Annotated in this window: 19 protein-coding genes and 1 riboswitch; of the genes, 4 read left to right on the top strand and 15 right to left on the bottom strand. The window is 68.7% G+C overall.

The genetic code is table 11. The annotated features are described in order from the left end of the window. Window positions 1-765 precede the first annotated feature (765 nt). The 7 genes from ACSQ3D_RS06135 to ACSQ3D_RS06105 are packed head-to-tail and all read right to left on the bottom strand — an operon-like array spanning window position 766 to window position 8,146. Window positions 766-1,443, bottom strand: a complete 678-nt coding sequence (locus ACSQ3D_RS06135) for an energy-coupling factor ABC transporter permease (RefSeq protein WP_436126253.1) — start codon at window positions 1,441-1,443, stop codon at window positions 766-768. A gap of 55 nt (window positions 1,444-1,498) precedes the next feature. Then, on the bottom strand, window positions 1,499-2,242 hold the full coding sequence (locus ACSQ3D_RS06130; RefSeq protein WP_436126252.1) for an ABC transporter ATP-binding protein: 744 nt from the start codon (window positions 2,240-2,242) through the stop codon (window positions 1,499-1,501). A 26-nt stretch (window positions 2,243-2,268) separates the two neighbouring features. Continuing rightward, a complete protein-coding gene (locus ACSQ3D_RS06125; protein ID WP_056418539.1) occupies window positions 2,269-3,282 on the bottom strand; it encodes a FecCD family ABC transporter permease in 1,014 nt (337 codons plus the stop codon). Window positions 3,283-3,302: 20 nt separating this feature from the next. Further along, window positions 3,303-4,205 carry an ABC transporter substrate-binding protein gene (locus tag ACSQ3D_RS06120; protein WP_436126251.1) on the bottom strand — a complete coding sequence of 301 codons (903 nt, stop codon included), beginning with the start codon at window positions 4,203-4,205 and terminating at the stop codon, window positions 3,303-3,305. Beyond that, the gene (locus ACSQ3D_RS06115; protein WP_436126250.1) at window positions 4,202-4,822 is read right to left on the bottom strand and encodes a bifunctional adenosylcobinamide kinase/adenosylcobinamide-phosphate guanylyltransferase; all 621 of its coding nucleotides are present in this window, start codon (window positions 4,820-4,822) and stop codon (window positions 4,202-4,204) included. The genes ACSQ3D_RS06120 and ACSQ3D_RS06115 overlap by 4 nt, the downstream gene beginning before the upstream one ends. After that, window positions 4,819-6,198 (bottom strand): cobyrinate a,c-diamide synthase, encoded by a 1,380-nt coding sequence (locus tag ACSQ3D_RS06110; protein WP_436126249.1) that lies wholly within the window; start codon window positions 6,196-6,198, stop codon window positions 4,819-4,821. Before ACSQ3D_RS06110 ends, ACSQ3D_RS06115 begins: the two co-directional genes overlap by 4 nt. Before the next feature lie 43 nt (window positions 6,199-6,241). Then, window positions 6,242-8,146 (bottom strand): TonB-dependent receptor domain-containing protein, encoded by a 1,905-nt coding sequence (locus ACSQ3D_RS06105; protein WP_436126248.1) that lies wholly within the window; start codon window positions 8,144-8,146, stop codon window positions 6,242-6,244. A gap of 87 nt (window positions 8,147-8,233) precedes the next feature. Continuing rightward, window positions 8,234-8,468, bottom strand: a riboswitch (cobalamin riboswitch). A 36-nt stretch (window positions 8,469-8,504) separates the two neighbouring features. Here ACSQ3D_RS06105 and ACSQ3D_RS06100 point away from each other — a divergent pair. The 3 genes from ACSQ3D_RS06100 (at window position 8,505) to ACSQ3D_RS06090 (ending at window position 10,356) form a co-directional block, all read left to right on the top strand. Further along, the gene (locus ACSQ3D_RS06100; RefSeq protein WP_056169572.1) at window positions 8,505-8,729 is read left to right on the top strand and encodes a hypothetical protein; all 225 of its coding nucleotides are present in this window, start codon (window positions 8,505-8,507) and stop codon (window positions 8,727-8,729) included. Further along, a complete protein-coding gene (locus tag ACSQ3D_RS06095) occupies window positions 8,726-9,115 on the top strand; it encodes a cell division protein ZapA (protein WP_436126247.1) in 390 nt (129 codons plus the stop codon). Before ACSQ3D_RS06100 ends, ACSQ3D_RS06095 begins: the two co-directional genes overlap by 4 nt. A gap of 425 nt (window positions 9,116-9,540) precedes the next feature. Next, a complete protein-coding gene (locus ACSQ3D_RS06090; protein ID WP_056169577.1) occupies window positions 9,541-10,356 on the top strand; it encodes a sulfite exporter TauE/SafE family protein in 816 nt (271 codons plus the stop codon). A gap of 247 nt (window positions 10,357-10,603) precedes the next feature. Here ACSQ3D_RS06090 and ACSQ3D_RS06085 read toward each other — a convergent pair whose 3' ends face one another. The 4 genes from ACSQ3D_RS06085 to hemN all read right to left on the bottom strand — a co-directional run bounded on the left by ACSQ3D_RS06085 (window position 10,604) and on the right by hemN (window position 16,730). Continuing rightward, window positions 10,604-13,048: an EAL domain-containing protein gene (locus tag ACSQ3D_RS06085; RefSeq protein ID WP_436126246.1), complete on the bottom strand. Its 2,445-nt coding sequence runs from the start codon at window positions 13,046-13,048 to the stop codon at window positions 10,604-10,606. Beyond that, window positions 13,045-14,361, bottom strand: a complete 1,317-nt coding sequence (locus ACSQ3D_RS06080; RefSeq protein WP_056169582.1) for an HD-GYP domain-containing protein — start codon at window positions 14,359-14,361, stop codon at window positions 13,045-13,047. The genes ACSQ3D_RS06085 and ACSQ3D_RS06080 overlap by 4 nt, the downstream gene beginning before the upstream one ends. A gap of 211 nt (window positions 14,362-14,572) precedes the next feature. After that, window positions 14,573-15,295, bottom strand: coding sequence for a sulfite exporter TauE/SafE family protein (locus ACSQ3D_RS06075; RefSeq protein ID WP_056169586.1), 723 nt, complete (start codon window positions 15,293-15,295; stop codon window positions 14,573-14,575). Between the two features lie 52 nt (window positions 15,296-15,347). After that, complete coding sequence (gene hemN, locus ACSQ3D_RS06070) at window positions 15,348-16,730, bottom strand: oxygen-independent coproporphyrinogen III oxidase (RefSeq protein WP_396504399.1); 1,383 nt, start codon at window positions 16,728-16,730, stop codon at window positions 15,348-15,350. A gap of 182 nt (window positions 16,731-16,912) precedes the next feature. On the opposite strand from hemN, the gene fnr reads away from it, so the two are divergent. Next, entirely contained in the window at window positions 16,913-17,635 is a 723-nt protein-coding gene (gene fnr, locus ACSQ3D_RS06065) for a fumarate/nitrate reduction transcriptional regulator Fnr (RefSeq protein ID WP_056169593.1), read from the top strand. A gap of 100 nt (window positions 17,636-17,735) precedes the next feature. On the opposite strand, the gene ACSQ3D_RS06060 is transcribed toward fnr, so the two are convergent. The 4 genes from ACSQ3D_RS06060 to ccoP form a co-directional block, all read right to left on the bottom strand. Continuing rightward, complete coding sequence (locus ACSQ3D_RS06060) at window positions 17,736-18,026, bottom strand: hypothetical protein (protein WP_056169595.1); 291 nt, start codon at window positions 18,024-18,026, stop codon at window positions 17,736-17,738. A 109-nt stretch (window positions 18,027-18,135) separates the two neighbouring features. Next, window positions 18,136-18,456 carry a FixH family protein gene (locus ACSQ3D_RS06055; protein WP_056418568.1) on the bottom strand — a complete coding sequence of 107 codons (321 nt, stop codon included), beginning with the start codon at window positions 18,454-18,456 and terminating at the stop codon, window positions 18,136-18,138. Window positions 18,457-18,496: 40 nt separating this feature from the next. Further along, window positions 18,497-19,945 carry a cytochrome c oxidase accessory protein CcoG gene (gene ccoG, locus ACSQ3D_RS06050; protein WP_436126245.1) on the bottom strand — a complete coding sequence of 483 codons (1,449 nt, stop codon included), beginning with the start codon at window positions 19,943-19,945 and terminating at the stop codon, window positions 18,497-18,499. A 121-nt stretch (window positions 19,946-20,066) separates the two neighbouring features. Further along, window positions 20,067-20,984: a cytochrome-c oxidase, cbb3-type subunit III gene (gene ccoP, locus ACSQ3D_RS06045; RefSeq protein ID WP_436126244.1), complete on the bottom strand. Its 918-nt coding sequence runs from the start codon at window positions 20,982-20,984 to the stop codon at window positions 20,067-20,069. Window positions 20,985-20,988: the final 4 nt, after the last annotated feature.

The raw sequence follows: 20,988 nt of genomic DNA, 5'->3' as shown, positions 1-20,988 counted from the left end.
GCGCGGGGCCGTTGGCCCCGCTCCGCTCAAACATCTGCGACGGGCTAGATCACGAAGCGTGTGTGTCCTGCGGCACACACGCCCACCCCCGGCCCTGCGCTTCTCGGCGCAGCCAGCAGGGGGTGAATACCACCCGGCTGCTGCCTGGGCAGCGGCGCCTGGGGTGGGGGACGCGCTGCGCGCTGCCCACGACACTGGCGCAATCGCTCTGCTTAGATCAAAGCGTCGCGAGGTCGCCAAGGCAGAGGGAAACAATAGTTCATCTTCAGACAACTCCCTGCCACTACTCCAACGTAGGTGACGCATCAGATAGCGATGCTTGGTTGCCGCATTGCGCGCTGCCCACAACACCGGCGCGGCCGCTCTGCTCAGGCCGAAGCGCAGCGAGGCAACCCGGGCCGAGCGAAGCAATGGCCCGTGTGGAGCCCGCTCCCCACCCCTGCTGGCTGCGCCGAGAAGCGCAGGGCGTGGGGTGGGTGCGTGTGCCGCAGGACACACGCACTTCGTGATCTGACTCGTCGCAGTTGTTTGAGCGTAGTTTGGCCTGCGGCCAAACGCAGCGAGTTCTGCGACGCCACCCCACGACCGAGCATCGCAGGTTGCCCCCATCGCCCAACGGGCGATGGGGGTCGCAGACTGGGGGTCGCTTTTTCTTTGCCTTCTTTCTTTTGGCGACGCAAAAGAAAGAAGGTGCGCCGCCGGGCTCACATCCCGGCCTCCGCACTTGAAACACCAACCGAAGCAACAACGAGTCACGATCACAAATCAAACAGCCTGATGCAACCGACGCTCAACGAACGCAGAGCCCTCAAGACGGCGCAACAACTTGGCCCCCGCCAACACCCCCAGGTCCACCAGAGGCTCCAACAACACCACCGTCATGTAAGCAGCACCAAAAGTACCAATGCTCTCCAGATTCGCAGACCCAACGCCCGCGCCATAAATAGCCCAGAACGCCACCCAGGCCACGATCCCCCCCTGGTAAGCCACCGACAACTTGAACGTCTGCGCATACGTCATGTCCACATACGCCATGCTCTCCGGTACGATGCGCTTGGCAATCGCAGCAGTGGCAAACAACGGCACCAGCAACGTCGTCACATTCATCCCGTACTGCGGCAAATCCTGCTGCGCAAAAAACACGCTCTGGATCAACAACCCCGCGGCCAACCCGATGCACGCAGGCGCAGCCCCAAACAGCAACAGCAACGTAGTGCCCAAAATCAAATGCACCTCCGACACCCCCACCGGGTGGTGCGGCAGCAACTCGAAGAACGCAAACACCAACGCCGTGGTGAACACCGAGCGCAACAGCAAAGCCACCACGCCCTCCTGCTTCACCATGTCCACCGCCAGCTTGCCCGCATACAGCAGTGCCGTGGCCCCCGTCGCGTAGCTCAGGAAGATCTTGGTGGTATCCACCAGCCCGGGTTCGATGTGCATGTCACGACTCCTTGGTTGAAACAGAACAAAAAACAAAAAACTAAACAAAAAATCATCAGCGCGGCAACGCCACCCACTGCCCCAGCAGCGCGTGCACCGCAATGCGGTCGTCGAACACCGCCTCCAGCGCGCGGTGCGTGGCAGGCTCATCACAGCCGCCCTGGTGCGTGACGCGCCCCTTGGCCATCACCACCAACTCATCGGCCTGCAGCGCCAGCGACACCTCATGCAGCACGCTGACCACGGTGGCGCCGCCGGCCACCAGGGCGCGCACCGTGTGCAGCCAGTCCGTCTGGTGCGGGGGGTCCAGGTTGGCCAGAGGTTCGTCCATCAGCAGCACCTGCGCCTGCACCGCCAGCGCACGCGCCAGCAGCACACGCTGGCGCTCGCCGCCCGACAGCTGCGACAAGGGGCGGTGGCGCCAGTCCCAGGCCTGCGTGGTGCGCAGCGCCTGCTCCACGGCGGCGTGGTCGGCGGGCGATGGAGGGGCCAGCCAGGGCTGGTGCGGCAGGCGGCCCAGCATGGCCACGTCGTAACTCGTGAGGTCGTCGGCCGAGCCTTCGTTCTGGCCCAGCCAGGACAGCGTTCGCGCCCGCTCGCGCGCCGGCACCCGGGTGAGCAGGCGGCCGAGCAGCGCCACCTGGCCGTCGACCTGGCCGCGCGGCAGCAGGCCCGCCAGCACCTTGAGCAGCGTGGACTTGCCCGCGCCGTTGGGCCCGACGATGCTGGTCCAGCGGCCCGCGGGCAGGTGCAGGTCGATGCCGTGCAGCACCTCGGCGCCGCCTACGCGCGCGGTCATGCCGTGGACGCTCAATGCCGCGCCCGTCACAGGCTGCCTCCGCGCGCGGTGCGCCGGTGCATCAGCCACAGCAGGTAGGTGCCGCCCAGCGCGGCGGTGAGCACACCCACGGGCAGCTCCTGCGGTGCCAGCATCCAGCGCGCGAGGATGTCGGCGGCCAGCAGCAGCACCGCGCCCATGAGGCTGGACAACAGGATGTGCCGCTCGTGCGTCACGCGCACGATGGAGCGCACCAGGTGCGGTGCGGCCAGGCCGACGAAAGCGATCAGCCCGGTCTGCGCCACGGCGGTGCCGGTGGCCAGCGCCATCGCTGCCACCAGGCCGGCGCGCATGGGGCCGAGCGGCAGGCCCAGGCTGGCGGCGGTGGATTCGCCCAAGGTCAGGCCGTCGAGCGCGCGCGCCAGCACCCAGGCCAGCAGTGCGCACAGGGCCCAGGCGGCCAGCATCAGGGTGCAGGCGATCCAGCCGACGAAGGCCGTGCTGCCCAGGATGAAGGCCTGCATGGCCTGCAGGATGTCGGGCGAGGCCAGCTCCACCAGGTCGCGCACGGCGCCCAGCACCACGCCCACGATCACGCCGGCCAGCAGCAGCCGCAGCGTGTGCTGCACGCCCTGGGCCAGCACCAGCGTCAGCACCACGGCCCCGGCGGCCCCGACGAAGGCCATGCCGGTGATGCCAATGCGTGCGATCCACTGCGCCGCCACCGGCGACACGCCGAACATCGCCATGGCCACCGCGCCGCCCAGCGCTGCGCCCGAGGCGCTGCCCAGCAGGTACGGGTCGGCCAGCGGGTTGCGGAACAGGCCCTGTGCCACCGCGCCGGCCAGGCCCAGCAGCGCGCCGGCCAGCCAGGCGCCCAGGGTGCGCGGCAGGCGGATGTCCCACACGATCTGGCGCGCCACGGGGTCGTCGCCCATGTGCACCAGGCTCTCGAGCCCCGTGCTGCCGACGGCGGTGCCCAGCACCAGCAGCAGCGCGCTGGCCAGGCCCAACCACAGCGCGCACCACGCGGCGCGGCGGGCGCCTGCGGCAGTGGGCATGGCCGGGTGGGGGGAAGGCGTCACCGGGCCTTCTCCACAAGGCACCGGGCCATGATGCGGGCGGCCTCGGCCATGCGCGGGCCGGGGCGCACGACCACCTCGGCATCGCCGGGGCCGAACACGCACACGCGGTTTTCGCGCACGGCGCGAATGCCCGCCCAGCCGGGGTACGGCACCATGGTCTGCATGCTGCTGTTGCCGATCATCAGCACGTCGGGGTTGGCGCGCACCACGTATTCGGGGTTCAGGCGCGGGAAGGGGCCGAGCGATGCGGGCACCACGTTGCGCACGCCCAGGCGCGTGAGCGATTCGCCGATGAAGGACGACTCGCTGGCCGCATACGGGCCGCGGCTCACTTCGAAATACACCCGCAGGTTGCGCGCCTTGGGCGGCAGCGACTGGGCTGCCGCCTGCACGGCGGCGTCGATGGTGCGCCACTGACGGTCGGAGCCTTGCGCCCGGGGCACACCCAGCAGGTCGCTGATGGTGCCCAGCACGCGCCGCACGTCGGCATGGGTCTTGGGTTCGAGCTGCACGACGGTGATACCGAGCGCCTGCAGCCGGTCGCTGGCGCGGGAGCTGACGGACATGAGCACCACGTCGGGCTTGAGGGCCGCGATGGCCTCGATGCTGGGGTCCAGGCCACCGCCGACCTTGGGCAGCTTGCCGATCACCGCCTCGGGCCAGTTGGAATAGCGGTCCGTGCCCACGATGCGGTGGCACTGGTCCAGCTCGCACACGCTCTCGGTCAGCGATGGCAGCAGGCTCACGATGCGCTGGGGCGGCTGCGCCAGCGCAATCTCGCGGCCACGGTCGTCCTGGATGCGCACCGACTGCGCACGCGCCAGCCCCGCCATCAGCAGGCACAGCGCGATGAGGATCGCCACCACCCACAGGATGCGGCGCACGGGGGTCGGCTTCATGCGGCGGGCTCCTTCAAGGTGAGGGGCAAGCCCGCGGCCATCAGCGTGACGCGGGGGCACACCTGGGCCACCTGCTGGTTGAGGGCGCCCAGCGCATCGACAAACGCGCGCACCTCGCGGCCCAGGGGGATGACGCCCAGGCCGATCTCGTTGCCCACCAGGATCACCGGGCCGGGCGATTGCGCAATTGCTCCTAAAAACATAGATGCTTGCGCTTGCCAGTTGCGCGACAGGGCCTGTTTTTGCTCCAAATTCATGCTCTCGGCGCCCAGGGGCATCGTCCACTGGGTGAGCCACAGCGTGAGGCAGTCCACCACCAGCAGCGTGTGCGCGGTGCTGCGCTGCGCGATGGCGGACGCCACGTCGAGCGGCTCTTCCACGGTCGCGAGGCCCGGCACGCGCTCGGCGCGGTCGCGCTGGTGGCGTGTGATGCGTTCGCGCATCTCGTCGTCCCAAGGCTGGCCGGTGGCGATCAGCACCGCGCGGTGGTCGGCGGACTGCGCCAGCCAGTCGCGCGCCAGCAGTTCGGCGCGGCGGGACTTGCCGCTTTTTTGGCCACCCAGGATGAGCTCGGTGGTGATGGCTTGCGAAGGGTGCGGTGCGGACATGGCCGTCATGATGCCTGCGCACCCAGCAGTTGCGCCACGGCCTCAGGGCTGGAAGGGAACCAGGCGTGGAAGTAGCTGGCGTGGATGCTGCCGTGGTGGTACAGCGCCTCGCCGGCATCCGCCGCCACGGCCTCGCCGGATCGGGCCGTGCGCGCCACCACCGGCGCTGTGCTGGCGGCGGTCGAATAGTGAAAGGTGTGCCCGCGCAGCGTGTGCCGCCCGGCGACGGTCAGGTGCTGCGGCCCCAGCGCGGCCAGGCGCTTGTGCATGGTGACGTGGCCGGGCAGCAGGCCCCACAGTGGCGCCGTGCTGCCATCGGCCAGCGTGATGGCGTCGAACAGCGCCATCATGCCGCCGCATTCGGCCCACAGCGGCTTGCCGGCCGCGACATGCGCGCGCAGGCTGGCCTGCATGGCGGTGTTGGCGGTGATCTGCGCGGTGTGCAGCTCGGGGTAGCCGCCGGGCAGCCACACCGCGTCGCACTCGGGCACTGCGGCGTCGTGCAGCGGCGAGAAATGCACCACGCGCGCACCCAGTTGCGCCAGCGTGTGCAGGTTGGCCTCGTAGATGAAGCAGAACGCCGCATCGCGCGCCACGGCCACCGTGCGGCCTTGCAGCAGCAGCGGCGGCACCGCAGGCGGCTGCGCGGGGGGCGCAAAGTCCGTCACCCACCGCTGCAGGTCGGATGCCGTCATCTGGCCCAGCGGTGTCGCCGCCAGCGCGTCGGCCGCGGCGTCCAGCCGTTCCAGGCTGTCGGGCAGTTCATGCGCCGCGATCAGGCCCAGGTGGCGCTCGGGCAGCAGCGCGCCGGGCTTGCCGGTGCCCGCGTTGGCTGCCGCTGTGCCGGGCTGCACGCGCATCACCGCGCCCATCCAGTCGGCGTCATCGCGCAGGCCCTTGCGCAGCATGTCCGCATGGCGGGCGCTGCCCACGCGGTTGGCCAGCACGCCCGCCCAGCGCAGGCCCGGCCGGTAGTGCTGCAGGCCGAACGCCAGCGCGCCGAAGGTGCCCGCCATGGCCGATGCGTCGATGACGGCCAGCACCGGCAGGCCGAAGCGCTGGGCCAGGTCGGCCGCGCTCGGGTCGCCGTCGAACAGGCCCATCACCCCTTCGATCAGGATCAGGTCGGCCTCTTGCGCCGCGGCATGCAGGCGCTGCGCGCAGTCGTGCGCGCCGTTCATCCACAGGTCCAGCTGGTGCACCGGCGCGCCACTGGCCAGGCGGTGCCAGTGCGGGTCCAGAAAATCGGGCCCGCACTTGAAGACCCGCACCCGCCGGCCCTGGCGCGCATGCAGGCGCGCCAGGGCCGCGGTGACAGTGGTCTTGCCCTGGCCTGATGCAGGGGCGGCGATCAATATCGCCGGACAGCGTGCCGGGGTGACCATTCTTCGGGCTTCTCTCGCTGCTCTCTCTCGTTGATGTTTGGGCTTACTGCGGCGCCCACTTCACGCCTACGTACGCGGTGCGTCCGGCTGTGGCGTAGGTGCGAGCCAGCTCGTAGTGCTTGTCACCCACGTTGTCCACGCGCGCCACCAGCGTGAAGTCGCGGGCGATGCGGGTGCTGGCGTACAGGTTGACCAGCGTGTAGCCGCCCAGCACGTTGGTGTTGGCCACCGTGTCGAAGCGGCGGCCCGAGGCCTGCACCTCGGCGCCTACGGTCCAGCCCGCGAGCTGCGTGTCGGCGCCCAGCGTGCCGTGGCGCTTGGCGCGGCGGGCCAGTTGCTTGCCGGTGTCCAGGTCGCGCGGGTCCTGCAGGTCGAGCGAGCCGCGCAGCTGCACGCCGCCGAGCACACCTGCCAGGCGGTACGAGCCTGCAAAGGTCACGCCCTTGTACTCGGCGCGCGCGGTGTTCACGTAGCAGCCGAAGGGCGATGGGCACGGGCCGGGCGCGCCGAAGGAGATCAGGTCCTGCACGCGGTTGCGGTACACGGTGGCCGAGAAGCTGTTGCTGCCCTGCGCCCAGCGCAGGCCCACCTCGGCATTGCGGCTGCTTTCGGGCTTGAGCGAGCCCACGCCGTATTCGCTGAAGCGCTGGTACAGCGTGGGCGCGCGGAACGCCGTGCCCACCGACGCGGTGGCGCGCCACTGCGGCGCAAAGGTGTAGCCGTAAGCCAGGCTGCCGGTGCCCTTGCCGCCGAACTCGCTGTCGGAGTCATGGCGCACATTGGCCTGCAGCGTGTGGCCGCCGGCGGTGTAGCCGTAGCCCAGGGCGATGGCGTCCTGCGAGCGCGAGCGGTCGATGGGGGCGTTCTGGAGGTTGTCTTCGCGCCGCTCCAGCGCGGCGGTGACCAGGTGCGCGCCCTGGCGCCATTCGTTCTGGAACAGGTAGCCGCGCAGGTGCGTCTCGCTCAGGTACACCGAGGGCGTGGTTTCGTACTGGTCGCGCGAGTCGGTGACCTGCAGGCGCGTCTTGTATGCGGTGGTCCACTGCGCCTGCCAGGTCAGGCCCAGCGCGTGCAGCTGGTGCTGGTTGCGGTCGTCCTTGCCCAGGCCGTTGTCGTAGCCGCTGTCCAGGTCGTTGGCGAGCAGCGTGGCGTCCAGGCGGTGCGCGGCATTGATCTGCAGGCCCAGGCGCGCGTTGGCCGACGTGCTCTCGTAGCCGTCGCGGTCGGGGTTTTGCGTGGCCACCGTGCGGGCATTGAAGCCCTTGCTTTTCTCGCGCGCAATGCCGAGCGCGTAGTCGATGGTGCCGGTGGCACCGCTCACGCCGGCTTCAATCTTGGTGGTGCTGTGGCTGCCCACGCCGATGCCCACGTACGGCGCCACACCGTTTTCACCGCGCTTGGTGAAGATCTGGATCACGCCGCCCATGGCGTCCGAGCCGTAGACCGCGCCCGCCGGACCGCGCAGCACTTCGATGCGGTCGATCTGCGCAAGGGGAATGGCCTCCCACGCGGCGCCGCCGGTGGACTGCGAGTCGATGCGCACGCCGTCGATGTATACCGCGGTGAAGCGGGATTCGGCACCGCGCAAAAACACGCCCGTGGTCGTGCCCGGCCCGCCGTTGCGAGAGAACTCGATGCCCGGCACGCGCGCCAGCACATCGGCCAGGCCCGTGGCGCCGCTGGTCTCGATGGTGTCGCGGTCGATCACCGTCACATCGGCCACCAGGTCTGACAGCGGCTGCGGCGTGCGGGTGGCGGTCACCACCGTCTCGGTGAGCGACGGCGCGCGCAGGTTCTGCGCGATCTGCACCGGGCTGCCGGCCTCGCTGTTCGGCGCTGGCTGCGCCTGGGCCTGCGCAGAACAGGCGGCCACAACGGCCATGGCGGCCAGGGCCGGCTGCAGACACAGCGGCGCTGCAATGCGCGCACGAGGGGTACGGATTTTCATGGGGATCATCGTCAACAAACAAAACCCGAGCCGGCCTCCCCGCCAGCAGATGGGTGATACGGCTGCGCTTTGCCCAAAAAAGGCGTGGGCGCAGCCACCGTGTTGGCCGGTATCCGGGCTGGCGGAACGCCCTCCAACGCCTTCCCACACGCTTGTTCAAGGCGCACAGTGGCTTGTGATGGAGAGAGAATCGGGTGATTCGTCCGCTGACCGTTGCGGGGGCAGCGCAGGCTCGGCGTGCCATGCGTGGCACGCCTCCCTGCTTCCCGTTGAACTGCGGCATGTGAACCACACCGCGAGCACCAACCTCGGGATTTTACGGCCGATTACAAACCGCCACCCTACAATCGGGGGCTCTATGGCAACACCATCGACCACCGACCAGATCGCCGAACGCGTTGAACGCCTGCTGCTGCGCCACGCGGAACTGCAGCGCACCAACGCGCTGCTGGCCGACCAGGTGGCAGCCCTCACGCAGGAGCGCGATTCGCTCAAGTCCCGCCTTTCGGCCGCGCGGGCCCGGGTGGACGCCCTGCTGGAGCGCCTGCCCGCCGCAGCCCCCGCCACGAAAGAATCCGAATGAAGCAAATCGAGGTGCAGATCCTGCAGCAAAGCTACCTGCTGACCTGCCCCGAAGGCCACGAAAGCCGCCTGCTGGACGCCGTGGAACGGGTGGACACGGCCATGACCCGCATCCGCGATGCCGGCAAGGTGCGTGCCCGCGAGCGCATCGCCGTGCTCGCAGCCCTGAACCTCGCATTCGAGATCGCCGACCGCGAAGCGGCTGACCTGGCAGCCGCCAGCACCCGGCCCGCGGTGGACACCGCCCCCGCCCAGCCAGCGGCCGCTGTCGCGGCGACGACAGCGGCCTCGTCCTCGGCCCCGCTGCCCGCCGCCGACGACCAGCGGCTGCAGTCGCTGGTGCAGCAACTGGACCACGTGCTGGGCGAAGACGGCCGGCTTCTCTGAGCGACGGGGCCCGCCCACCTGCCCTGCATCCGGGCGCTGCCGAAGCTTTGCCGACCCTGCCATCCAGCGCACCGCGCACGGTGCATCGCCTTACGGTCTTTACAAAACCGTCTTTCAGCGCAGTGCCCTGGCAGCGCCTACAATGGACGTGTCTGCGATGCCGCCGGGCTTTATATTTCCTTGAACCAATGCTCATTGAGCTCGGGCTTGGTACATCGTCCGGTGAGCGTGATCATCTCGCGTCAGATGAACCCAACACTTGGCTGCCCTCGCCCACCTGAACCCCCGGTTCAGGATGAGGGTTCGGTGGCAATCGCAGACACCTTATTCCCCATGCCCCTGTCACCCCGCCGCCCGGCTGCACCGCGGCGGCGACAGGGCGCAGGCTTGGCGGCCGTGCCGCCCTCACGCTTTCCTTTTGCGCCATGCTGGACCCTCTTCTGATCGTTGAACTTGGTGTCCTGGGCCTGGCCACGGGCTTTCTCGCGGGCCTGCTGGGCATTGGCGGCGGAATGCTACTGGTGCCGTTCCTGACCTACATCCTCGGCGCGCGGCAGGTGTCGCCCGATCTGGCGGTGAAGATGGCGATCGCCACCTCCATGGCGACGATCATGTTCACGTCGATCTCGAGCGTGCGCGCCCACCACAAGCGCGGCGCGGTGCGCTGGGACATCGCCCGGCGCCTCGCGCCCGGCATCGTACTGGGGGGCTTCATCGCCAGCCTGGGCGTGTTCGCGCTGCTCAAGGGCTCGTTCCTGGCCATCTTCTTCGCGCTGTTCGTGAGCTTCTCGGCCACGCAGATGTTCCTGGACAAAAAGCCCGCCCCCACGCGCCAGATGCCCGGCGGCGCGGGCCAGGTGGCCGCGGGCGGGGTGATCGGCTTCCTGTCGGGCCTGGTGGGTGCCGGCGGCGGCTTTGTGAGCGTGCCCTTCATGACCTGGTGCAACGTGCCCATCCACAACGCCGTGGCCACCAGCGCTGCGCTGGGTTTTCCGATCGCGCTGGCCAACGTGGTGGGCTACGCGATCAGCGGCCAGGCGGTGGAAGGCCTGCCCCCCGCATCGCTGGGCTACATCTGGCTGCCGGCCCTGGCCGTGATCGCCACCTGCAGCGTACTCACCGCCCCGCTGGGCGCCAAGGCCGCGCACAACCTGCCCGTCAAGCAGCTCAAGCGCGTGTTCGCCACGCTGCTGTTCGGGCTGGCGGCGTACATGCTCTGGAAGGGGCTGGCCGCGTCCTGACCGGGGCTGGGCTGGCCGCCGGGCGGCTGCGGGCTACGGCGCAGCAAGAGCGTACCCACGAGAGCAGGACGCTACGATATTGATAGCTGCTTGCACTGATCCATCAAGCGGTAGCGGCATTTTTTGCATTGAATCCACCTGCCGGGCCAGGCCACAGGACCCGCATGCAACGGCGCAGTGGCACGGCGCACGACACAGCCACCCGCACAGGCCGCCCCGCGCACACTCTGCGCTCCCACGCCGATGCTCAGATCTGCAACCCGTCGCGCCGGCCCTGCGCCTTGAGCGGCAGCGGCTTGCCCAGCATGGCGCGAAACTCCGGCGCGGGCAGGCCCGGTGCGCACAGAAACCCCTGGTAATGGTCGCACTGCATCTGCAGCAGCACGGCCTGCTGGGTTTCGGTCTCCACCCCCTCGGCCACCACCTCGATGTGCAGCGCACGGCCCATGCTGATGATGGCGCTCACGATGGCCCGGTCGCCATCGTCGTCGGGCAGGCCGCGCACGAAGGACTGGTCGATCTTGAGCTTGCTGATCGGCAGCTTCTTGAGGTACGCCAGGCTCGAATACCCCGTGCCGAAATCGTCGATGGCCAGGCCGATGCCCAGGCCCGCCAGCACACGCAGGCGCTGCTCCATCTCCAGCGCGTCCTGCAGCAAGATGGTTTCGGTCAGCTCCAGCTCCAGCAGCGTGGGCGGCAGCTGGTGCACGGCCAGCAGGCGCGTGATACGGTCCACGAAGTCGGGCTGGCGGAACTCCAGCGCCGACACGTTCACCGAGATCACGATGGGCATGCCGCTGTGCATCCACTGCGCGGCCTCGCGCACAGCCTGCTCCATGACCCAGGCGCCCAGCGTCACGATGTAGCCCGACTCCTCGGCCAGCGGAATGAACTGCCCGGGCGACACCGCGCCGAATTCGGGGTCCGTCCAGCGGATCAGCGCCTCGGCGCCGGTGATGCGGCCGGTGGCCATGTTGACCTGCGGCTGGTAGTGCACGGCCATGCGGTCCTGCCCCAGGGCCTGGCGCATCGCGTGCTCCATCTGCATGCGCGAGAGGAGGTTGGCGTTCATCTGCGGCTGGTAGAAGCCGTAGCTGCCCCGGCCGCGCTCCTTGACGCGGTACATGGCCGTGTCCGCCTGCTTGATGAGCTCGTCGAGCGTGGTGCCGTCCTGCGGGTACAGCGCCATGCCGATGCTGCACTGGATCGAAAAGCCCATGCCGTCGAGCATGAAGGGCTTGAGCATGTCGTCCAGGATGCGGCGGGCCACGCTCTCGGCCACCACCGCGTCGCCGCCGTGCAGGTAGATCACGAACTCGTCGCCGCCCAGCCGGCACAGCATGTCCGTCTGGCGCAGGCAGGCCTGCAGGCGCTCGGCCACCAGTTGCAGCACCCGGTCGCCGAACGGGTGGCCCAGCGAGTCGTTGATGATCTTGAAACGGTCCAGGTCCAGGAACAGGATGGCAAAGCCGGTGTCGCTCTGGCGCGCGCCCTGGATGGCCGTGTCCACGCGCTGCGACAGCAGCAGGCGGTTGGGCAGCCCGGTCAGCACGTCGCTGTAGGCCAGCTCTTCGATGCGCTTTTGCGCGGCGTGCTGCAGCGTCAAGTCGCGCATGAAGCCGATGCTCTGCACCAGGCGGCCTTCGTCGTCGCGCAGCGCCACCCACGACAGCTGCACCGCGCAGTACGCGCCGCTGTCACGGGGCAGCCACAGCTCGCCCTCCCAGAAGCCGTCGCGCGCCCAGCCCTCCAGCACCTGTTCCATGAAGGCGATATCGGCGCCGCCGCCGAACAGCGACGACGCCATGCAGCCTTCGAAGGACTTGGCCGACGGCCCGACCAGGCGCTCGCACCCCGGGTTCATGCGCAGCACGCGGTGCTGGCTGTCGGCGATGAAGATCGCGTCCAGGCTGGACTCGAACACCCGCGCCGCCAGGCGCAGGCTGGCCTGGATCTCGGTCTGGCGGGTGATGTCGCGGTACGAATACACCCGGCCCACCGGACGGCCCTGGCTGAACTGCGGCACCGAGCGCAGCTCCAGCACCACGCCGCTTTTCAGCGTGAGGATGTCGGTGCTCTCCTGCATGGGCTCGCGGGCAATGGCGGCCATGCGGTCGGTGTACGCCGCGGCGTCCTGCACCTGGGCGGCCATGTGCGCGTAGACCGCGGCATCGTCGCGCTCCAGCAGCAACTCCCGCGGGATGCCCCACAGCTGCGCCAGGCGCTGGTTGAACGCACGCACCTGGCCGTGCAGATTGCACACCAGCATGCCGTCGGCGGCCGAGTCGAGCGTGGCCCGCAGCTCGGACAGCAGGGTCTCCAGCTCGCGCTCGGTGGCCGCCTGGATGCTGCGGTCCAGCATGGTCACCATGAAGATCGTGCCGCCATCGGGCCCGTTCGGCACGCGGCTCACCTGCCGGTTCACGGGCACCAGGCTGCCGTCGGCCCGCAAAAGGCTGGTGTGCGAATGGATGCCATCGGCCACCACCTGGGCGGGCTCGCCCCAGAAAGCGACGTCCTGCGGCGTCGATGCCAGGCCGAGCACCGAGGTGCCCACCATGGACGCCACGGGCGCACCCGCCAGCCGTTCGGCGGCGGCATTGGCGCGCAGGATCAGCAGGCTGGATTCATCGACCAGCCACACGGCCTCCTGCAAGCCGTCGAGCCAGCCGTGGGATTGCACGACCGTCACGCGCCGGCCTCTTCGGGGCCGGGGTTGACCGCTCGCTCAAAAAAGTAGCAGATGCGCTGGCGTGGAGACAGGTAGTCCAGCGCATCGCGCGGCAACTGCGCTGGCTTGAGGCTGCGGCGGATGCCCAGCTCCGGCACGGTTTCCAGGTCCAGAATCGGCGCCTCTTCCTTGGGAATGCGCGAGTCGTGCACGATGACCTTGGGCCGCAGCGGGCGCGACGAGTTGACCGACGCGACGATGGCATACCGGTCGTTGACCAGCTGCACGATGGACCCCGGCGGGTACACGCCCATCATGCGGATGAAGGCCCCCAGCACGACGGAGTCGAACTTGGACTTGAGCTGCGCGAAGATGACCGACAGCGCCTCGTGCGGCGTGAGTGCATCCACGCCGTTGGCGGGGTTGCACATGCGGTCGTAGCGGTTGACCAGGGCCAGCACCTGGCTGGCGCGCCCGAGGTCCGGGCCCGACAGGCGCAGCGGGAACCCGCTGCCGTCGACCATTTCATGGTGCCGCGCCACGGCGGTGAGCACCGTGTCCGGAAAGCCCATGCGCATGGCGAATGCCACCGACTCACCCACATGGGTCTCGTAGCGCGAGCGTTCCATCGGGATCATCGACGGCGTGACCTGCCGCAGGTTGGGCGGCAGCTTGAGCTTGCCCATGTCATGGATCAGCGCCGCGACGCCCAGGTCGTGCAGCTCCACGCTCTTCATGCCCAGGGCGCGGCCCAGCAGCAACGAGATGACCATGACGTTGATGGGGTGCAGGGCATTGCGCTCGCCCACGCCCTCGGACAGCAGCCGGATCACCGAGTCGCCGTTTTCCAGCAGCTCGGACACGCAGCCCGACACCAGCGCATCGCCCTTGGTGCGCGCCTGGTCCGGGTGTTCGGACACCACGCGCTCCATGGCCTGGTACTGGCGCGTGGCCTCGCCAAAGCGCTGGTCGCAGGCGGCCAGGGCGCGGTTTTGCGCCTCCAGCAATGCCCGCCTGCGCAGCGCCTCGGGGTCGGCCGCGGGGGTGCCGCCCGCCGCGTCCACCCCGGGGGCGGCGGGCGCGGGCATTTCGGGCACGCGCCAGGCCGCAGGCACCAGCTCGCGCTGGTCGGGGTCGCTCTTCTTGGGAACGTAGCGCACCTCGGTCAGGCCGAGCTCGCGCAAGGTGGCGATCTGCTCGATCGACGCCACGCGAAAACTGCTGACCGGAAACGGATGGTGCATCCAGCCCACATCGAGCTGGATGTACATGCCGACCCGCAGTTGGCTGATGTCGATGAGGATGGAAGAGTTCACTTCAAGGGCGCGAAACATGGAGACGTGAATGCCACCAATAGTTACACAGATTATCGCCCTAAGCCTGCGTGATCAATTCGTTGCTGCCGCGCAGACGCGACACCACAACACTTCATGCCGCACGCCCTGCCGCTACAGTGCAGTGATTACCCGCACGGGCCGCCGTGGGGGGCCGGCTGCCGCACCGCTCCCCCGCGGCACCTGACCCCGCAGCACTTTTCACGACTGGCTACCGGCACCAGAGGGACGGCTTGTAGACCAGATCCATCCAGAGCGCCCAGCCGGCCACCGCGCAGAGCAGGCCGCCGGCCACCCGCGTGCCCCCATCGGCGCGCCAGGTACGGAGCCGCGCCCGGAGCCGGCCCCATGCCCAGGGGCCGGCGGCCAGCCAGAGGCCGCTGCCCACGCCAAAAAGCGCCATGGCCAGCGCCCCTTGCACCGGACCGCCACTGAGCGCGGCCACCAGCAAGGCCGAATACAGCAGCCCGCAGGGCATCAGCGCCCACAGGAAACCCGCCAGCAGCACGCCCCCCGGGGCCTGGACCAGCGGGCGCACACGCGCCCACACCGCCCGGCCCGCCTGCTCCACCCACTGCGGCTGGCGTGCCTGCACCATGAGCATCAGGCCCCAGGCCATCACCGCCACATGCGCCAGGGTCCAGGCGGGGCGCAGCGCCATGGTGTGCTGGGTCAGCCATGCCAGGCTGTCCATGGCCAGGGCCGCGAGGGCGCCTGCCAGGGCATAGCCCGCCAGCCGGCCCGCGTGAAACGCCGCCGTGCGCTGCACCACGCCGCCGCGCGGCAACCACCGCACCGGCTGCGCCACGGCACCCGCCGCAGGCCCGCCCCCCTGCCCCACCAGCGCCCCACAGGGCGCCGCACACATGGCCAGGCAATGGGACCCGCCGGCAAGGCCCATGAGCAGAGCGGTCGAAGCTACCGTGAGCAGCATGGTGGGCAAGCGCCTGAAGGCACCCCGTGGGCGCGGGCGGTGAGGCCGGGCATCAGATGATGCGCGAGAACCGCGCCCGGTTGCGGTCGGCCTGCAGATAGCGGTCGAACACCATCGCGATGCCGCGCACGAAGAACCAGCCCATGGCGGTCACCGCGATGCCGTCCTGGCGGATCTGCACCAGCCCCTGGTCCGCCATCTCCTCCAACTGTTCGATCTCGGCCGCGAAGTAACGCCGAAAGTCGACGAGCCACGCCTGCTCCAGCGGCTCGAACAGCAGCTCGCCCTGGCACATCAGCGCCATGATCACGGCGCGGCGCACCAGGTCGTCGCGCGTCAGCGCCAGGCCGCGCACCACGGGCAGCCGGCCCTGGTTCAAGAAGTCGTAGTACTCGTCCAGGGTCTTCGCGTTCTGGCTGTAGGTGGCACCCACCCGGCCGATGGCGGATACCCCGAGGCCAATGAGGTCGCAGTCGGGCTGGGTGCTGTAGCCCTGGAAGTTGCGGTGCAGCCGGCCCTGGCGCTTGGCCACGGCCAGCGCGTCGTCGGGCAGCGCAAAGTGGTCCATGCCCACGTACACGTAGCCTGCGGCCATGAAGGCATCGAGCGAGCGCGACAGCATCGACACCTTGGCCCCGCCCATGGGCAGCTCGGCCGGGACGATGCGGCGCTGCGGCTTGAAGCGCTCGGGCAGGTGCGCGTAGGCATACAGCGCAATGCGGTCGGGCCGCAGTTGCACCACCTGGGCCAGCGTGCGGTCGAACGACTCGGGCGTCTGGCGCGGCAGGCCGTAGATGAGGTCGACGTTGATCGACTCGAAGCCCAGCGCGCGCGCCGACTCCACCAGCGAGAACACCTGCTCCGCGGGCTGGATGCGGTGCACGGCCTTCTGCACCTCGGGGTCGAAGTCCTGCACGCCGAAGCTCAGCCGGTTGAAGCCCAGCTCGGCCAGCACCGCCAGGCGACTGGCATCCACCGTGCGCGGGTCCACCTCGATCGAGTACTCGCCGCCCGGCGCGAGCGTGAAGCTGCGCTTGAGCATGGCCATGAGCTCGCGCAGCCCGTCGTCGGACAGGAACGTGGGCGAACCCCCGCCCAGGTGCAGCTGGCTCACCACCTGCCCGGTACCGCAGTGGGCGGTGTGCAGGTCGATCTCGCGGCTCAGGTAGCGCAGGTAGACATCGGCGCGGTCATGGTGCTTGGTGATGATCTTGTTGCACGCACAGTAGTAGCACAGCGATTCGCAAAACGGAATGTGCACGTACAGGGACAGCGGCAGCGCCTTGGCCCCGGTGCCCGCGCGGCGCTGCTCCAGCGCAAGCACGTAGTCGTCCTGCCCGAAGGCCTCGACGAAGCGGTCGGCCGTGGGGTAGGAGGTATAGCGGGGCCCTGGCACATCGAAGCGGCGCAGCAGCTCGGGCGAAACAGCAGTCATTGGAAGCATCCTTGCGTACGTTGCCACTGTGCCGTAAGCTGTTCCTCGCGTCCTTGATCTACGTCAAGTGATGTCACCAGCCGACCAGCGACAATTTGATGCATGTCAGTCGCCCACCCCCGGTCCGCAGCGAAGCCTCGCCACCACGGGGTGCAACGCCCGAACCCCAACCAGCTGTACCTATGAACCCGCTCACCATGAAAGTCGCCTGCTCCAACTGCAATCTGCGGGAGCTGTGCATGCCTGTCGGCCTGAGCGATGAGCAGTTGCAGCGCATCGACGAGGTCGTGGCCACCCGCCGCAAGGTCAAGCGCGGCACCACGCTGTTCCGCAACGGCGAGACCTTCACCTCGCTGTATGCCATCCGCACCGGCTTCTTCAAGACCTGCGTGGCGACCGAAGACGGCCGCGACCAGGTCACCGGTTTCCAGATGGCCGGGGAGATCATCGGCCTCGACGGCATCGTGAACGACCAGCACACCTGCGATGCCGTGGCGCTGGAAGACGCCGAAGTCTGCGTGATGCCATTCGACCGCATCGAAGAACTCTCGCGCGAGGTCACGGCGCTGCAGCACCACGTGCACAAGATCATGAGCCGCGAGATCGTGCGCGAGCATGGCGTGATGCTGCTGTTGGGCAGCATGCGCGCCGAAGAGCGGCTGGCCGCATTCCTGCTGAACCTGGTGCAGCGCCTGCACGCACGGGGCTTCTCGCAGTCCGAGCTGGTGCTACGGATGACGCGCGAAGAGATCGGCAGCTACCTGGGCCTCAAGCTCGAGACCGTGAGCCGCACGTTCTCCAAGTTCGTCGAAGAAGGCATCGTCGAGGTCAAGCAGCGCCATGTGCGCATCCTCGATACCGACGCACTCAAGCGCATCGTGAACAGCCAGCAAGCCTGCCACTGAGCACCACCACAGGCCAGGACTTCGGCGCCGGCTTCGAGCCGGCGCTGTCGTTTTCAAAACGCCGTTTTCACCACACGCTGGCTCGGCACACCTCGGCACATCAGGAGCACGATGTCTTGCGGCAATCGTCAGGGCGCTCCCCCGGCGGCACGGGGCAGCGGTTCAGCTCGAACGGCGACATCGCCAGCAGCGTGGTCAGCGCGCTCGATGCCATCGTGACGGCCCAGAACGCGAAGAACGCGAGGGTATAGACCCCCTCGCGCGACAGTGCCAGGGGCTGGCCGAACCAGTGCAGGTCGTGCGGATCGACCAGGGCAAAGACCAGCATCTCCATCACGCCGGCCATCAAAAAGGCGGGCCAGGCAATCCACATCAGGCGTTGCGTCCACATACTTGCAGTCTCCTTCGCGGGGCGAGCGGGCACGGCGGTACCGCAGGGGCCGCCGGTGCTCGCCGGTGTTGTTGTTGTCGTCGTCGCAGCCGGTCAGCCGGTGGGCGACTCAACGCGGCTGGTCCTGCACCGGCGTGGCGGCGTGGTTGCGGCCCTTGACCGCGGGCGCCAGGCTCTTGGATGGGTTTTCCAGCGTCTTGTTGATCTCGATACCCTGGCGGTAGTAGTCCTCCGCCACCACCGGGTCGGGGCGCGAGATGGCCAGCCACAGCGTGACGAAGCCGGCCACGATCACGATGGCGGGCCCGGCGATGACCAGCCAGACGTGGCCGAACTTCCACCACGGGGCGGCGGCGGGCGCGGCGCCCGGACCTGTGGAACTGGCAGAGATGGCTGGGCCGTTGCGGCCGATGGCGGGATTCGATGGCATGTCAGTACTCCTTGCAAATCTTCTCGGGCGGTGCAGCGCCTCAGCGCGGCACCAGGAAAACGGATTTCTCGGTCACATGGGCGGCTCGGTCCACCGCCTGCACGTCAAACTGCACCGCGTGCGAGCCCGGCGCGGCCGATCCGTACGGAATCTGCAGCCGCACCGCCACCCAGCGGGATTCCGCGGCACCGATGTCCACCTCGGCCTCCGAGGCCACTTCGAGCGCGGTCAGCCCGCGGGCGGCGATGCGGTAGCGCTGCGGCCCCTCGGTCGCATTCATGATCTGCAGGCGGTAGATGTTCTCGAGCTTGCCCCCGGCCACGATGCGTGACAAGGCCGCACGGTCGCGCACCACATCCACCTTCAGCGGTGTGCGCGTGACCAGGCTGGCCAGCATGGCAAGACACAGCGCTGCCAGGATCGCGGTGTAGATCAGCACGCGCGGGCGCAGCACCCGGCGCAGCATCTGCGACTGGCTCCACCGGTTCGCCACGCCGTTCTGCGTGGAATAGCGGATGAGCCCGCGCGGGTACTGCATCTTGTCCATCACGGTGTTGCAGGCGTCCACGCACAGCCCGCAGCCGATGCACTCGTACTGCAGCCCGTTGCGGATGTCGATGCCCACGGGGCAGACCTGCACGCACAGCGAGCAGTCGATGCAGTCGCCCAGGCCCTGGGCCTTGTAGTCGATGTCCTTCTTGCGCGGGCCGCGCTGCTCGCCCCGCTCGGGGTCGTAGCTCACCACCAGCGTGTCCTTGTCGAACATCGCGCTCTGAAAGCGCGCATAGGGGCACATGTACTTGCAGACCTGCTCGCGCATGTAGCCCGCGTTGCCGTAGGTGGCAACGCCGTAGAACAGCACCCAGAACATCTGCCACCCGCCCGAGAAAGCCAGCAGCTCGCTGCCCAGCGTGCGGATGGGCACGAAGTAGCCCACGAAGGTAAAACCCGTCCACAGCGCCACCGACATCCACGCCAGCTGCTTGAGCGACTTCTTCACCGCCTTCTCTGCCGTCCACGGCCCCTTGTCCAGCCGCAGCCGCGCGCTGCGGTCCCCCTCGATCCTGTGCTCGATCCACATGAACATCTCGGTGTAGACCGTCTGCGGGCACGCAAAGCCGCACCACAGCCGCCCCGCCACTGCGGTGAACAGGAACAGCGACATCGCCGAGATGATGAGCAGGCCCGTGAGGTAGATGAAGTCCTGCGGGTACAGTACCAGGCCGAAGATGTAAAAGCGCCGCGCACCCAGGTCGAACAGCACCATCTGGCGCTGCCCCCACTCGAACCATGGCAGCCCGTAGAACACGAGCTGCGTGAGGAACACCATGGCCCAGCGCCAGCGCGCGAACACGCCGCTGATGGAGCGGGGGTAGATCTTCTTTTGCGCCTCGTACAGCGAGACGATCTCGCCCTGGGACGACGACGCATCGGCCGCGACCGGCGCGATGGGGATGACCTTGCGGGCAGGCCCGCTGGGTGGCTTCATGGTGTGGCTCGTGGTGCTGGCTTTTGAAACGGTGAGGCCCTGGCTGGCGGGAGGGATGCGCGGTGCGGACCGCAGGGCGGCGCTGGCTGTCGCGCCGCCCGGCGTGGTCAGGTGCCCGGGCCTACCTGGCCGCCGCCACCTGCTTGCCCGACAGGCTCCACACATAGGCCGACAGCACGCCGATCTGCGCTTCGGTCAGCTTGTCCGCCTGCGCGGGCATCTGGTTGGTCTTGCCGTTGTTGATCATGGCGGTGATGGCGGCTTCGCCCCAGCCGTGCAGCCAGATGTCATCGGTCAGGTTGGGCGCACCCAGGGCCTGGTTGCCCTTGCCATCCATGCCGTGGCAGGCCGCGCAGGCACCGAACTTGGACTTGCCCAGCGATGCACGCAGCGAGTCGTGCGGGCTGCCCGACAGGCTCAGCACGTAGTGCGACAGGTTGCGCACGTCCTCGGGCGTGCCCACGGCGGCAGCCATCGGGGGCATGGTGCCGATGCGGCCCTGCGTGATGGTCTCGCGGATCTTCTCGGGCGTGCCGCCGTGCAGCCAGTCGGCATCGGCCAGGTTCGGAAAGCCCTTGCTGCCGCGTGCGTCGGAGCCGTGGCACTGGGCGCAGTTGTTCATGAACAGGCGCTCGCCGATGGCCTGGGCCTGCGGGTCCTTGGCCACGTCCTCGGGCTTCATGGATGCAAAGCGGGCGTACAGCGGGTCGAGCGCGGCCTTGGCCTTGGCCATCTCGGCCTCGTACTCGCCCTTCTGCGTCCAGTTCAACTTGCCGTTGAAGCTGCCCAGGCCCGGGTAGGCGGCCAGGTAGGCCAGGCCGAACACGATGGTGATGACGAACAGCCACACCCACCAGCGCGGCAGGGGGTTGTTCATCTCGACCAGGTCCTCGTCCCAGACGTGGCCGGTGGTGTTGTCGGCGGTGGCCACGACCTTCTTGCGGCCCGCCATCCACAGCAGGATGCCGCAGGCGACGATGCCGACCAGGGTCAGCGTGGTCACAAAGACCGACCAGAAATTGCTGGTGAAGTCACTCATGGGG

Origin of the sequence: Acidovorax sp. LjRoot117 (assembly GCF_964252695.1) — a bacterium.
In the GTDB taxonomy this organism is placed as follows: Bacteria; Pseudomonadota; Gammaproteobacteria; order Burkholderiales; family Burkholderiaceae_C; genus Acidovorax.
Note: the sequence above shows the minus strand (reverse complement) of the source record. Positions and strands in the feature narration are given on the sequence as shown.

Coding starts and splice junctions, on each gene's coding strand:
- ACSQ3D_RS06135 (WP_436126253.1), bottom strand. CDS start 1,443: ATGCACATCGAACCCGGGCTGGTGGATACCACCAAGATCTTCCTGAGC.
- ACSQ3D_RS06130 (WP_436126252.1), bottom strand. CDS start 2,242: ATGACCGCGCGCGTAGGCGGCGCCGAGGTGCTGCACGGCATCGACCTG.
- ACSQ3D_RS06125 (WP_056418539.1), bottom strand. CDS start 3,282: ATGCCCACTGCCGCAGGCGCCCGCCGCGCCGCGTGGTGCGCGCTGTGG.
- ACSQ3D_RS06120 (WP_436126251.1), bottom strand. CDS start 4,205: ATGAAGCCGACCCCCGTGCGCCGCATCCTGTGGGTGGTGGCGATCCTC.
- ACSQ3D_RS06115 (WP_436126250.1), bottom strand. CDS start 4,822: ATGACGGCCATGTCCGCACCGCACCCTTCGCAAGCCATCACCACCGAG.
- ACSQ3D_RS06110 (WP_436126249.1), bottom strand. CDS start 6,198: ATGGTCACCCCGGCACGCTGTCCGGCGATATTGATCGCCGCCCCTGCA.
- ACSQ3D_RS06105 (WP_436126248.1), bottom strand. CDS start 8,146: ATGAAAATCCGTACCCCTCGTGCGCGCATTGCAGCGCCGCTGTGTCTG.
- ACSQ3D_RS06100 (WP_056169572.1), top strand. CDS start 8,505: ATGGCAACACCATCGACCACCGACCAGATCGCCGAACGCGTTGAACGC.
- ACSQ3D_RS06095 (WP_436126247.1), top strand. CDS start 8,726: ATGAAGCAAATCGAGGTGCAGATCCTGCAGCAAAGCTACCTGCTGACC.
- ACSQ3D_RS06090 (WP_056169577.1), top strand. CDS start 9,541: ATGCTGGACCCTCTTCTGATCGTTGAACTTGGTGTCCTGGGCCTGGCC.
- ACSQ3D_RS06080 (WP_056169582.1), bottom strand. CDS start 14,361: ATGTTTCGCGCCCTTGAAGTGAACTCTTCCATCCTCATCGACATCAGC.
- ACSQ3D_RS06075 (WP_056169586.1), bottom strand. CDS start 15,295: ATGCTGCTCACGGTAGCTTCGACCGCTCTGCTCATGGGCCTTGCCGGC.
- hemN (WP_396504399.1), bottom strand. CDS start 16,730: ATGACTGCTGTTTCGCCCGAGCTGCTGCGCCGCTTCGATGTGCCAGGG.
- fnr (WP_056169593.1), top strand. CDS start 16,913: ATGAACCCGCTCACCATGAAAGTCGCCTGCTCCAACTGCAATCTGCGG.
- ACSQ3D_RS06060 (WP_056169595.1), bottom strand. CDS start 18,026: ATGTGGACGCAACGCCTGATGTGGATTGCCTGGCCCGCCTTTTTGATG.
- ACSQ3D_RS06055 (WP_056418568.1), bottom strand. CDS start 18,456: ATGCCATCGAATCCCGCCATCGGCCGCAACGGCCCAGCCATCTCTGCC.
- ccoG (WP_436126245.1), bottom strand. CDS start 19,945: ATGAAGCCACCCAGCGGGCCTGCCCGCAAGGTCATCCCCATCGCGCCG.
- ccoP (WP_436126244.1), bottom strand. CDS start 20,984: ATGAGTGACTTCACCAGCAATTTCTGGTCGGTCTTTGTGACCACGCTG.